Raw genomic sequence first — 12,550 nt, 5'->3', positions numbered from 1 at the left:
AGGGGCCAACCTCCTTGGGGTGAGGGCCGTTTGGAGGTACCCGGCGACCGCGGCCGGACGGCCGCCGAAGCATCTGAGCCACCCTCAAGTGGCGTGCTCCGCACTGACTATCGATTGTCCCGGCGAGGGCGCGGCCTCTGAGCGCTCGTGCCGGATGGTCCGTAAGCTGTGGCACGTCAACAGGACGACCGGGCAGCGGGGTGGACATGGCGATGATGCGGCTCCGGCGCGAGGACCCGCGTGTCGTCGGCTCCTTCAGGCTGCACCGGCGGCTGGGGGCGGGCGGCATGGGGGTCGTCTACCTGGGGTCCGACCGGCGCGGTCAGCGGGTCGCGTTGAAGGTGATCCGCCCGGACCTGGCGGAGGACCAGGAGTTCCGCTCCCGCTTCGCCCGTGAGGTGTCCGCCGCGCGGCGCATCCGCGGGGGCTGCACGGCGCGGCTGGTCGCCGCCGACCTGGAGGCCGAGCGGCCGTGGTTCGCGACCCAGTACGTGCCCGGCCCCTCCCTGCACGACAAGGTGGCCGAGGAGGGCCCCCTGACGGCCGCGCAGATCGCCGCGATCGGCGCCGCGCTGTCGGAGGGCCTGGTGGCCGTCCACGAGGCGGGTGTCGTCCACCGCGACCTCAAGCCCTCGAACATCCTGCTGTCGCCCAAGGGTCCGCGCATCATCGACTTCGGGATCGCCTGGGCCACCGGGGCGAGCACCCTCACCCATGTGGGCACGGCGGTCGGCTCCCCCGGGTTCCTCGCGCCCGAACAGGTGCGCGGCGCCGTCGTGACCCCCGCGACCGACGTGTTCGCCCTCGGCGCCACCCTCGCCTACGCCGCGACCGCCGACTCGCCTTTCGGGCACGGCAGTTCCGAGGTCATGCTGTACCGAGTGGTGCACGAGGAGCCCCACCTCCAAGGGGTCCCGGACGCCCTCGCGCCCCTCGTCCGGGCCTGCCTGGCCAAGGACCCCGAGGACCGGCCGAGCACGCTCCAGTTGTCGATGCGGCTCAAGGAGATCGCCGCCCGTGAAGCGCAGGGGCTGGGCGAGCCGCGGCCGCCGGCGCAGCGCGCCCGTACCGAGCGGCCCACGGGCCGGCTGACCGAGCAGTACACCGACCAGCGCACGGAGCGGCGTACCGGAGGCGGTGCGGAAGGCGGTGGCGCCACCCCGCGGCCGCACGGCTCCTCCGGCGGCCCGCACTCGCGCCCCTCGTCGCCCCGCAACCCCGGCTCCACCGCCGGGCGCGGCGGTGGCCGCCCGGCGCCGCGCACGACGGGGACGGGCCGCCGCCCCGCGGGGCCCGACCCGAAGCTGATGCGGCAGCGGCTGATCGTGTTCGTCGTGGTGACGCTGATCGTCGCCCTGGGCATCGCCGCCGCGCAGAAGCTCTAGCCAGGGCTCGGGGAGCCCCGGGTCAGGCCGACGGGGGGGCGGGTGGCGTAGAAGGCGACCGCCGAGGCGGCGGCCACGTTGAGGGAGTCGATGCCCTCCGCCATGGGGATGCGCACCCACTCGTCGGCGGCGCGCAGGGCGTACGTCGACAGGCCGTGGCCCTCCGAGCCGAGCATGATCGCCGAGCGTTCGAAGCGCTCCGGCGGGACCTGGTCCAGGGGGGTCGCCTTCGGGCTGGGGGTCATGGCGAGGATCCGGTAGCCGGCCTCGCGGACCTTCTCCAGGTCGGCCGGCCACTGGTCGAGGCGCGCGTAGGGGACGGAGAACACCGAGCCCATCGAGACCTTGATGGCGCGCCGGTAGAGGGGGTCCGCGCAGTCCGGGGAGAGGAGTATCGCGCTGATGCCGAGCGCCGCCGCGCTGCGGAAGGCGGCGCCCAGGTTGGCGTGGTCGACGAAGCCCTCGAAGACGCCGATCCGGCGCCCCGAGGCCTCGTCGGCCAGCAGGTCGCCCGGCGCGGGAAGGGGCTTGCGCTGCATCGAGGCGAGCGCGCCGCGGTGCACGTGGTAGCCGGTGACCCGTTCGGCGAGCTCGGGGGTGACGGCGTAGACCGGGGCCGGGAGTTCGTCGATGACGTCGCGCATGACGTCGACCCACTTGGCGGAGAGCAGCATCGAGCGCATCTCGTAGCCCGCGTCCTTGGCACGTCTGATGACCTTCTCGCCCTCGGCGATGAAGAGTCCTTCGGCGGGCTCGCGCCTGCGCCGCAGTTCGACGTCGGTCAGGCCCGTGTAGTCGCGCAGGCGCGGGTCGTCGGGGTCGTCGACGGTGATGAGATCAGCCACGGGGTGATACTGCCTTGTCCTGGGTGTGGTGCCAACGGCCCGGTGGGGCGCCGGTGAACTTCTTCAGGCCGTCGGCGCGTTGACCGTGACGACCGGGCCGATGACGATGACGGCCGGCGGGCGGACCTCCCGCGCGCGCACGGTCTCGCCGACCGTGGCCAAGGTGGCGTCCACGCGGCGCTGGGTCGCGGTGGTGCCCTCCTGGACGACGGCGACCGGGGTGTCGGAGGGACGGCCGTGGCGGACCAGGGCCTCGGCGATCAGGCCGATCTTGTCGACGCCCATCAGGATGACGAGGGTGCCGGTCAGTTTGGCGAGGGAGGCCCAGTCCACGAGGGACCGCGGGTCGTCGGGGCCGACGTGACCGCTGACGACGGTGAACTCGTGCGCGACGCCGCGGTGGGTGACGGGGATGCCGGCGGCGCCCGGCACCGAGATGGAGCTGGAGATGCCCGGGACGACGGTGCAGGGGATGCCGGCCTCCGCGAGGGCCTGGAGTTCCTCCATGCCGCGGCCGAAGACGTACGGGTCGCCGCCCTTGAGCCGGACCACGGCCTTGCCGGCCTTGGCGTGCTCGATCAGGGCGTTGTTGATGGCCTCCTGGGCCATGAAACGGCCGTACGGGATCTTCGCCGCGTCGATGACCTCGACGTGCGGCGGGAGTTCGTCGAGGAGGTCGCGCGGGCCCAGCCGGTCGGCGATGACGACGTCCGCCTCGGCGAGCAGGCGCCGGCCGCGCACGGTGATCAGGTCGGGGTCGCCGGGGCCGCCGCCGACCAGGGCCACGCCGGGGGTGTGGCCGCGCCGGCGGGCGGAGACGAGGGAGCCGTCCCGCAGGCCCTCCACCACGGCGTCGCGGACGGCGGCGGAGCGGCGGGGGTCGTTGCCGGTCAGCACGGCGACCGTGACGCCGTCGACGCGGCCGGTGGCGGGGGTCCAGGCGGTGGCGGCGGAGGCGTCGTCGGCGCGTACGCACCAGATCCGCTCACGCTCGGCCTCGGCGGAGGCACGGTCGTTCGCCTCGCGGTTCTGGGTGGCGATCAGCGCGTACCACGCCCCGGCCAGGTCGCCGTCCTCGTAGCGGCGGCGTTCCCAGCGGATTTCCCCGGTCTCGGCCATGGCGTCCACGGAAGGGGTGGCCGAGGGCGAGACGAGCAGGACGTCGGCGCCGGCCGCGATCAGCGCGGGCAGGCGGCGCTGGGCGACCTGGCCGCCGCCGATGACGACGACGCGGCGGCCGGAGAGGCGCAGACCAACGGGGTACGCGGGGTGTTCGGCCATGGCGGTGCGGCTCCTGATACGGCGGTGGGTCTGCGGCCGCTGCTGCGCTGGAGCGGCTTGTCCGGTGTGACGTGCGGTTTCGGGTGTGCGGGTCCACGATACGACCCGGCGCTCCCGCCGCAGCGCGGGCAGGCGGGCTCCTGCCCGTGCCTGCCCGTGCACGGCGGCTCGCGGCTACTTCTCCGTGACTCCGGCGGAGTCGAAGGTGGCGACCTCGTGCATGGCGCGGGCCGCGCTCTGCACCAGCGGCAGGGCCAGCAGGGCGCCCGTGCCCTCGCCGAGACGGAGGTCCAGGTCGACCAGGGGGCGCAGGCCGAGCTTGTTCAGGGCCGCGACGTGGCCGGGTTCGGCGCTGCGGTGGCCCGCGATGCACGCCGACAGGGACTCGGGGGCGATGGCCCGGGCGACGAGGGCGGCCGCGCCGGCGCTGACGCCGTCGAGGATCACCGGGGTGCGCAGGGAGGCGCCACCGAGGAGCAGGCCGACGATCGCCGCGTGCTCCAGGCCGCCGATGGCCGCGAGGACGCCGATCGGGTCCGCCGGGTCGGGCTGGTGGAGTTCCAGGGCGCGGCGGACGACCTCGACCTTGCGGGCGTGCGTCTCGTCGTTGATGCCGGTGCCGCGGCCGGTTACCTCGGCGGGGTCGACTCCGGTGAACACGGAGATCAGCGCGGCCGAGACCGTGGTGTTCGCGATGCCCATCTCGCCCGTCAGCAGGGCCTTGTTGCCCGCCGCGACCAGGTCACGGGCGGTCTCGATGCCCACCTCGATGGCCTGGATCGCCTCCTCGCGGGTCATCGCCGGGCCGGTCGAGAGGTCGGCCGTGCCGGGGCGGACCTTGCGCGGAAGGAGTCCCGGCGTGGCCGGGAGGTCTCCGGCGACGCCCACGTCGATCACGCAGACCTCGGCGCCCACCTGATTGGCGAACGCGTTGCAGACGGCTCCGCCGCCCAGGAAGTTGGCCACCATCTGGGTGGTGACCTCCTGGGGCCAGGGGGTGACACCCTGGGCGTGCACCCCGTGGTCACCGGCGAAGATCGCGACGGCGGCGGGCTCCGGGATCGGCGGCGGGCAGACCCGGGACAGGCCCGCGAGCTGGGCGGAGATGATCTCCAGCATGCCGAGCGCGCCGGCCGGCTTCGTCATGCGCTTCTGTCGCTCCCAGGCCTCGCCGAGCGCCTTCGCGTCCAGCGGGCGGATGCCGGCGACGGTCTCGGAGAGCAGGTCGTGCGGCTCCTCGCCGGGCAGCGCGCGGCGCCCGTACGTCTCCTCGTGCACGACCCAGGCGAGCGGTCGCCGCTGCGACCAGCCGGCCTGCGCCAACTCGGGCTCCTCCGGGAACTCGTCGACGTAACCGACGCACAGGTACGCGACGACTTCGAGGTGCTCGGGCAGGCCGAGCTCGCGGACCATCTCGCGCTCGTCGAAGAAGCTGACCCAGCCGACGCCGATGCCTTCGGCGCGGGCGGCGAGCCAGAGGTTCTCGACGGCGAGCGCCGAGGAGTACGGGGCCATCTGCGGCTGGGTGTGCCGGCCGAGGGTGTGGCGGCCCCCGCGCGTGGGGTCGGCGGTGACGACGATGTTCACCGGGGTGTCGAGGATGGCCTCGATCTTGAGTTCCTTGAACTGCTTCGCCCGGCCCTTGGGCAGCGACTTGGCATAGGCCTCGCGCTGGCGCTGGGCGAGTTCGTGCATGGTCCGGCGGGTCTCGGCCGAACGGATGACGACGAAGTCCCAGGGCTGGGAGTGGCCGACGCTGGGCGCGGTGTGCGCGGCTTCCAGGACCCGCAGCAGGACATCGTGCGGGATCGGGTCGGGGCGGAAACCCTTGCGGATGTCGCGGCGCTCGCGCATGACGCGCTGGATGGCCTCACGGTCGGCATCGGCGTAGGCCGGGGCCGGTTCGCCGGGAGCGACGGCCGGTACGAGCCCTTCGGCTGCCTCGGGGGTCTCGGAGGCCTCCACGGCCTCGGGCAGTTGCGGTGTCCCGGCGGGCGCGGGGGCTTCCTCGGCGGCCGGGAGGGGCTCGGCGGGCGCCGCCGCGGGGGCTTCCGGCCCGGGGTCGGCGGGTGCGGGCGCGGCGTCGGCGGGCGCGGCGTCGGCGGGCGCGGCGTCGGCGGCGAGCGGCTCCGGCTCGGCGGGGGCGGCCTCCTCGGCGACGGGGAGCTCGGGTGCCTCGGCCGCGGCAGGGGCCTCGACGGGCTGGGCGAGGGCCACGGCGGCGACCTGGGCGGGCTCCTGCTGCTGTGCCTGCTGCTGCTCCTCTTGCGGCTCCGGCTCCTGCTGCGGGGCGGCCTCGGGGAGGGCTTCCACCGGCGCGGGCTCCACGACGGCGACGGGCTCGGCCGGGGCGGCCACGGCCTCCGGCGCGGGTTCGGGTGCGGTCGCGGCGGCGGGTGCGGTCGCGGCGGCGGGTGCGGTCGCGGCGGCGGGTGCGGTCGCGGCGGCGGCCTCCGGCTCGGGAACGACCTCGGGCTCGGCAACGGGCTCCGCCACGGCGGCCGGCTCCACGGCGGGCTCCGCGGGCGCCACGACGGTCTCGGGAGCGATCTCCTGGACGGGCTCGGGCTGCGGCTGCGGCTGCGGCTGCGGCTCGGCGACGGTCACGGGCGCCGGGTCGGCGACCTCGGCCGGCGGCTCCGCGGCCCACGGCGTCCCGGCCTGCGGCGGGATCTCGGTGGGCTGCGACGCGGCCGGGGCCGCGGCCGGGGCGGTCTCCTCCGGCTGCGGGACGTCCAGGTACTCCGGGCCCGTGGTGGGCGGACCGGGGTTGCGCACCGGGATCGGGGTCACCGGCGCGGGCGCCGCCGCCGGGGCGGTGGCCGGGCCCCGGTCGGCGAGGGACCGTACGACTCCCCCGGCCTCGGGCACGGCCGGGCCCATGTGCAGCGGGCGGCGGGCGGTGGCGGCGGGGACCTGCGGCGCGACGGCCGGCGGCGGGACGGTGAGACCGCCGAGGTCGAGCGCCCCGGAGTCCCGGCCGCCCGTCTCGTGCGCGCCGGCGCTGTACGCGGACTCGGTCTGGGCCGCGTCGGGGAAGCCGGGCTGCGCGGGCGCGGGGTGAGCGGCCTCGGGGAAGCCGGGGTAGCCGTTGTCCGCTGACGCGTTGGTCGCGGCGGAGATCTCGGCGGCGGCGTGGTCGACGTAGGCGGGCTCGGCGTAGACCCCGCCGGTCTGCTCGGTGTAGAGCGGCTGCGGGTAGTCGGGGTACGCCTGCGCCTGCTCGACGGGGAACGCCGGGGCCGGCGGGACGGGCTGCGGGTCGCTCCACGCGCCCTGCCCGCTCGGCATCAGCAGGAGTTCCTCGTCCTCCGCCTCGGCGGAGTCGTCCACCAGGTCCTGGAAGGCGTAGCCCGCCGGAGCCTGGGGCGGGACGGGGGGAAGGGGCGGGGCCTGCGCGGGGATGCCCTGCTGATCCACCATGCCCGTGTTGTCCGGGTAACCCTCGCCCGGGACCTGGCCGGTGTCAGTCATGCGTACCCCTCGCCCATCGGTGTTGCCTCTTCGATCGCCCGGTCGCCCACAGGGCCGCCACGCGGAGTTGCCGTGCGGGTTGCCGTGAGCCGCGTTCGCCTCGGGTGCGTCCGCACGACAACTACTGAGCATTGTCGCGCTCGTCAGCCACCGTGTGGGCCATAAATCGGCACGGTCCGTTGTGGACTGCGCCACGTCCCGTGGCTGCCGAGGCGGTACGACGATCGGTCAGCCTACCCCGGGGGCCGCGTCCGGTCCTGTCCGGGCGGTTCGGGGCCGCTCGGCTGCCAGCAGGAACACGACGGAACGGTCCTGTTCCTCCCAGGTGCGGGTGTCGAGTCCGACGGACTGGAGCAGGGCGCACTCGACGGTGTACCCGTGTTCGGTGAGCGCGCGGCCGACGGCCTCGGCCTCGTCGCGTGTGGAGGCGTGGCTGACGATCCGTTCGGGCCGTCGGTCGGCGACGGCCGACACCACCGCGGCCCCGCCGGCGCCCACCCGCACGACGTCGGGTTCGGGCAGGTCTTCGAGTACGAGGGGGGCGCGTCCGGCGACGACCTGGATCTGCACTCCTCGGGTACGGGCGAGGGCGGTTACCCATTCGCACGCCCGCGGGTCCACGTCGACGGCGATGACGGCGGCGCCGAACGCGGCGGCGTCCACGGCGAACGCGCCGGAGCCGGAGCCGATGTCCCACACGAGGTCGCCGGGGCGCGGGCCGAGGCGGGCGAGTTGGGCGGCGCGCAGGTGGGCCGCCTCTCCTTCGCCGGTGCCGAGTCCTGGGCCGGCCCAGCCGCGTTCGGCGGGGCGGGAGGCGTTCCGGCCCAGCAGCCATGCCGGTTCGGCGGTCGCGGGGGCCTGGCCGCCGATGACGATGACGACGTTGGGGTCGCGCCAGCTGTGGTCGGCGGCCTTGTCGGAGGTGAGGACGGTGACCCGTTCCCGGGTGGTGCCCAGTTCCTCGCAGATGACGAAGGTCCGGTGCACCGGGCCGAGCAGCAGGGCGAGTTCGGCGGGCCCCGCGCCGGGCGCGGTGAGGACGGCGACCTTGGGGTGGGCGCGGCAGACGTTGACGGCGCGGCGCAGGGTGCGCGGGTGCGCGACGACCACCTGGGCGTCGTCCCAGGGCATCCCGGCGCGGGCGAAGGCGGCGGCGACGGAGGAGACGGCGGGGACCACCTCGACTTCGAGGCCGTACTCGGGGGCGCGCAGGGTGCGGACGACCCCGAAGAAGCCGGGGTCGCCGTCGGCGAACACGACGGCGGTGCCGCGGTGGCCGGCGATGCGGCGGGCGGCGAGCCCGATGCTGCCGAGGCGGATGCGTTCGGCGGTGGGAGGTACCTCGGGCAGCGCGAGGTGGTGGGCGGCGCCGGCCACCAGGGTGGCGGCCGAGAGCGCGGACCGGGCGGGCGCGGTCAGCGCGGAGCCGTCCCAGCCGATCACCGTGACCCGGTCGGCCATCGTCGTCAGTCTCCTGGGGTGGGGGCAGGCGAAGCTTCGTCGGGCGGGGGGGCACGGTGAGACTACCTGGTCATCGGGTCAGTTCCGCTCGGCGCCTACGGTGTGGCCGCTCACGTCCGCCCGCTCCCGGAACTCGTACGGCTCGGCGTAGCCGGGGTACTCGTCGTAGCCGGGGTACTCGTCGTAGCCGCCGCTGTCTTCGACGTCCTCGGGGACCAGCCCCCACACGATGAGGTCGCTGCGGGTCTCGGTCCAGGCGCCGTCCGCCGTCTGGGTGCGCACTATGCACGCGTTGCGCAGGACGCCCTCGCTGATGCAGCCGATCTTCTGGGCCACTTGCTGGGACGCGGTGTTGTCGGCGGCGGTGCGCAGTTCGAGGCGCTCGAAGTGGCGGTCGCTGAACAGCCACTGGGCGACGGCGAGGACGGACTCGCCGGCGTAGCCCTCGCCGCGGGCCCAGGGGGCCGTGAGGTAGCCGACCTCGGTGGTGCGGGTGCGCCAGTCGGTGTTGCGCAGGTGCACGGCGCCGACGAGGCGGTGGGTGAGGAACTCGGTGACGGCGAGGACGATGCCCCGCCCCTCGGTGCGTTCGGCGTGCGAGCGCCGGATGGCCCAGTCGTGGGCGTCGGCCCGGGTGTAGGGGTGGGGGGCGGAGGTCCAGGCGATGACCTGCTCGTCGTTCATCATCTCGGTCAGCGCGGTGACGTCCTCCTCCTCGAACGGGCGCAGCACCAGCCGGTCCGTGCTGATCGTGACGTCCGGGAAGGTGGTAGTCATGCGCAGCTCCATGCCTGAGACCGTGGTGCGACCGTGGTGCGGGAGGACCGTTCGTGCGGGTCGTAGGCCACAGCATGCAGCATCGCGGTGGTGATGTGCAGGGTCTGGCCGCCCGGACGCGGGCAGGCGCCGGCCCCGCTCGCCCGGGTGGGCGCGCGGGGCCGAAAGCCCTGGCGGGGTCAGTGGATGTGCGAATCCGGCCCGCCGGGCGCTGCCTAAGCCTTGGGGGTGCCGAAGGCGGGGGTGACCGAGCCCTGGTACTTGTCCTCGATGAACTTCTTGACCTCGTCGGAGTTCAGGAGCTTGGCGAGCTTCTGGACGCGCGGGTCGTTCTGGTGGCCGTCCTCGACCGCGAGGAAGTTGGCGTAGGGGTTGCCGTCGGCCTTCTCCAGTATCAGGGCGTCCTTGGCGGGCGCGAGCTTGGCTTCCAGGGCGTAGTTGCCGTTGATGACGGCGGCGTCGACGTCGTTCAGGGCGCGCGGGACCGTGGCGGCCTCCAGCTCCTTGAACTCCAGGCCCTTCTTGTCCGTGATGTCGGACAGCTTGGCGCCGGTGCCGACACCCTCCTTGAGGGTGATCAGGTTGTTGGCGGCGAGCAGCTGGAGCGCGCGGCCCTCGTTGGTGGTGTCGTTGGGGACGGCGATCGTCTGGCCGGACTTGATGTCACCGACGGCCTTGACCTTCTTGGAGTAGAGGCCCAGCGGCTCCAGGTGCACGTTCACGACGGGCACGATGTGGGTGCCGTTCTTCTTGTTGAAGTCGTCGAGGTACGGCTTGTGCTGGAAGTAGTTGCCGTCGACCTGGCCCTGCTCGGTGGCGGTGTTGGGCAGGACGTAGTCCGTGAACTCCTTCACCTCCAGCTTGAGCCCTTCCTTGGCCGCCAGCTTGTCCTTCACGAAGTTCAGGATGTCGGCGTGGGGGCTCGGGGAGGCGGCGATGACAAGCGGCTTGCTCTCGTCGGCCTTGCCGCCGTCGGCCTTGGCGGAGGACGGGTCCGAGGAGCTGCCGCACGCGGTGAGGCCGAGGGCGAGCGCGGCGGAGGCGGCGGCGAAGGCGGTGAGCTTGATGTTCTTACGCACGAAGAGTGCCTTTCATTGCGGTGCAAGTACGCGGATCTCGCGCGGGACTTGCGGGTGGTGGCCCAAGCACGACAAGTGCGGGCTTTCGGGGGGTGGGAAGTCTTGCCGGCCGGTGGCCGGTCAGGCGGTGCGGCCGCGGCGGGAGAGGACGCGTACGACGCCGTCGCCGATCAGCTGGATGACCGTGACGAGGGCGATCAGGACGACGACGGTGGCGACCATGAAGCCGGTCTCGAAGCGCTGGAAGCCGTACGTGATGGCCTTGGAGCCGAGCCCTTCGCCGCCGACCGCGCCCGCCATGGCCGAGTAGCCGACCAGGGTGATGACGGTGGTGGTGACGCCCGCGATGAGGGAGGGCAGGGCCTGCGGCAGCAGGACCTTGCCGACCAGGGTCGGGACTCCGCCGCCCATGGACTCGACGGCTTCGACGAGGCCGGGGTCCACCTCTCGGACGGCCGTCTCGACGAGCCGGGCGAAGAAGGGGACGGCGCCGATGGCGAGCGGGACGATCATGGCGGTGGGGCCGATGAAGGTGCCGACGACGGCGGTGGTGACGGGGATCAGGGCGATCAGCAAGATGATGAACGGCAGCGAGCGGCCTATGTTCACGATCACGCCGAGCGCCTTGTTGAGCGGCTGGTTCTGCAGCAGCCCGCCCCGGTCGGTGAGGACGAGGAGGATGCCGATGGGCAGTCCGCCCGCGACGGTGACCAGCGTCGACCACAGCACCATGTAGAGGGTGTCGTAGGTGCCCTGGGTGAGCAGGGGCTGCATTTCGGACCAGGTCACTCGGCACCGTCCTTGACGAGCTCGGCGAGCTCCGCGTCGGCGATCACGTCTTCGTCCACGCCCTGCTCGGCGGACGCGTCGTCTTCGACCACGTCGACCTGGAGGCCCTGTTCGCGCAGGAAGCCGACCGGGACCACGTTGTCCTCGTAGCGGCCGGGCAGTTCGATGCGCATCCGGCCGATCTGCTTGCCGGCGACGGTATCCATCGCGGCGCCCAGGATGGAGATGTCGATGTTGTACGTCCGGGCGAGCTGGGAGATGACCGGCCGGGTCGCCGCCGCACCGTGGAACGTGACGTCGATGACCGTGCGGTCGGGGCCGGTGGCGGCGCCGCTGACGGGGAAGAGCTCACCGGCGAGTTCGGAGCCGGGGGTGGCCAGCAGTTCGGAGACGGTGCCGGACTCGATGACCCGACCGCCCTTCATCAGCGCGGCGGAGTCGCAGACGGCCTTGACCACGTCCATCTCGTGCGTGATGAGCAGCACGGTCAGACCGAGGCGGCGGTTGAGGTCGCGCAGCAGTTGGAGGATGGAGCGCGTGGTCTCGGGGTCGAGCGCGCTGGTGGCCTCGTCGGAGAGGAGCACCTTGGGGTCGCCGGCCAGGGCGCGGGCGATGCCGACGCGCTGCTTCTGACCGCCGGAGAGCTGGCCGGGGTAGGCCTTGGCCTTGTCGGAGAGCCCGACGAGGTCGAGGAGTTCGGCGGCCTTGCGGGAGCGCTCGCGGCCGGAGACGCCGAGGATCTCCAGGGGCAGCTCGATGTTGCCCTGGACGGTGCGCGAGGACAGCAGGTTGAAGTGCTGGAAGACCATGCCGATGCGGGCACGCGCCTCGCGCAGTTCCTTGCCGGCTCGCCGGCCGCGGCCGGCGAGCGCGGTGAGGTCGACGCCGTCGACGGTCACGGTGCCGCTGGTGGGGCGCTCCAGCAGGTTCACGCAGCGGATGAGGGAGGACTTGCCGGCGCCGCTCTGGCCGATGACTCCGAACACCTCGCCCTCCTTCACGTGGAGGTCGACGCCGTCCAGGGCGGTGACCTCGCGGCCACGTGACTGATAGACCTTCGTGAGGCCCGATGTGGTGATCACAGGATTTCCGTCGCTGTCGAGTGCGCGGCGCAGCGGGGTGCCGGGCACGGGGCAAACATCTGGCACGCGATACGGGTCGTACCGTCACAAATGGGTGAGGCGGACGCGTGCGCGGGGCGGGAGCGTTTCCGGGTGTCACACGGTGGTGTCCACGGGGCTCGGCCGGTCTCGCTTCGGGGCGCGAGACTGCGGGGAAGGGGCCCTCAGAAGGCGCACATTCGACACATACAACGAGCACCGGGCGTCATCGTCGCCTCGGTCGCAAGGGTGCGGCTGCTCGTCGTGGTCATGGGCCCAGTAAAGCAGACCTACCGGCTCAGCGTTCAACGCTGTCCGGATACCGGACGCAATCGGTTCGCATGTCGGACGCGCGCCGA

Annotated in this window: 9 protein-coding genes; 1 reads left to right on the top strand and 8 read right to left on the bottom strand. The window is 73.5% G+C overall.

All coding sequences use genetic code 11. The features are described 5' to 3' along the window. Window positions 1-206: 206 nt before the first annotated feature. Window positions 207-1,385: a serine/threonine-protein kinase gene (locus ACV7NM_RS25830; RefSeq protein ID WP_463412518.1), complete on the top strand. Its 1,179-nt coding sequence runs from the start codon at window positions 207-209 to the stop codon at window positions 1,383-1,385. Here the strand turns inward: ACV7NM_RS25830 and ACV7NM_RS25825 are convergent. From ACV7NM_RS25825 to ACV7NM_RS25790, 8 genes are all read right to left on the bottom strand, one after another. Further along, on the bottom strand, window positions 1,382-2,230 hold the full coding sequence (locus ACV7NM_RS25825) for a TrmH family RNA methyltransferase (protein WP_463412517.1): 849 nt from the start codon (window positions 2,228-2,230) through the stop codon (window positions 1,382-1,384). The genes ACV7NM_RS25830 and ACV7NM_RS25825 overlap by 4 nt on opposite strands. A gap of 63 nt (window positions 2,231-2,293) precedes the next feature. Continuing rightward, the gene (gene cobA, locus ACV7NM_RS25820) at window positions 2,294-3,511 is read right to left on the bottom strand and encodes a uroporphyrinogen-III C-methyltransferase (RefSeq protein WP_463412516.1); all 1,218 of its coding nucleotides are present in this window, start codon (window positions 3,509-3,511) and stop codon (window positions 2,294-2,296) included. Window positions 3,512-3,685: 174 nt separating this feature from the next. After that, window positions 3,686-6,985: a nicotinate-nucleotide--dimethylbenzimidazole phosphoribosyltransferase gene (gene cobT, locus ACV7NM_RS25815; RefSeq protein WP_463412515.1), complete on the bottom strand. Its 3,300-nt coding sequence runs from the start codon at window positions 6,983-6,985 to the stop codon at window positions 3,686-3,688. Between the two features lie 228 nt (window positions 6,986-7,213). Further along, window positions 7,214-8,446: a precorrin-6y C5,15-methyltransferase (decarboxylating) subunit CbiE gene (gene cbiE / locus ACV7NM_RS25810; protein WP_463412514.1), complete on the bottom strand. Its 1,233-nt coding sequence runs from the start codon at window positions 8,444-8,446 to the stop codon at window positions 7,214-7,216. 78 nt (window positions 8,447-8,524) lie between these two features. Next, complete coding sequence (locus ACV7NM_RS25805) at window positions 8,525-9,223, bottom strand: GNAT family N-acetyltransferase (protein WP_463412513.1); 699 nt, start codon at window positions 9,221-9,223, stop codon at window positions 8,525-8,527. Window positions 9,224-9,438: 215 nt separating this feature from the next. Continuing rightward, the gene (locus tag ACV7NM_RS25800) at window positions 9,439-10,302 is read right to left on the bottom strand and encodes a MetQ/NlpA family ABC transporter substrate-binding protein (protein WP_463412512.1); all 864 of its coding nucleotides are present in this window, start codon (window positions 10,300-10,302) and stop codon (window positions 9,439-9,441) included. A gap of 120 nt (window positions 10,303-10,422) precedes the next feature. Continuing rightward, window positions 10,423-11,091: a methionine ABC transporter permease gene (locus ACV7NM_RS25795; protein ID WP_463412511.1), complete on the bottom strand. Its 669-nt coding sequence runs from the start codon at window positions 11,089-11,091 to the stop codon at window positions 10,423-10,425. Continuing rightward, the gene (locus ACV7NM_RS25790) at window positions 11,088-12,173 is read right to left on the bottom strand and encodes a methionine ABC transporter ATP-binding protein (RefSeq protein ID WP_463414071.1); all 1,086 of its coding nucleotides are present in this window, start codon (window positions 12,171-12,173) and stop codon (window positions 11,088-11,090) included. The genes ACV7NM_RS25795 and ACV7NM_RS25790 overlap by 4 nt, the downstream gene beginning before the upstream one ends. Between the last annotated feature and the right edge of the window lie 377 nt (window positions 12,174-12,550).

Source organism: Streptomyces sp. Tek67B01 (assembly GCF_055231995.1).
Note: the sequence above shows the minus strand (reverse complement) of the source record. Positions and strands in the feature narration are given on the sequence as shown.

Excerpts from the sequence above, each read along its gene's own strand:
- ACV7NM_RS25830 (WP_463412518.1), top strand. The coding sequence starts at position 207 with ATGGCGATGATGCGGCTCCGGCGCGAGGACCCGCGTGTCGTCGGCTCC.
- cobT (WP_463412515.1), bottom strand. The coding sequence starts at position 6,985 with ATGACTGACACCGGCCAGGTCCCGGGCGAGGGTTACCCGGACAACACG.
- cobA (WP_463412516.1), bottom strand. The coding sequence starts at position 3,511 with ATGGCCGAACACCCCGCGTACCCCGTTGGTCTGCGCCTCTCCGGCCGC.
- cbiE (WP_463412514.1), bottom strand. The coding sequence starts at position 8,446 with ATGGCCGACCGGGTCACGGTGATCGGCTGGGACGGCTCCGCGCTGACC.
- ACV7NM_RS25805 (WP_463412513.1), bottom strand. The coding sequence starts at position 9,223 with ATGACTACCACCTTCCCGGACGTCACGATCAGCACGGACCGGCTGGTG.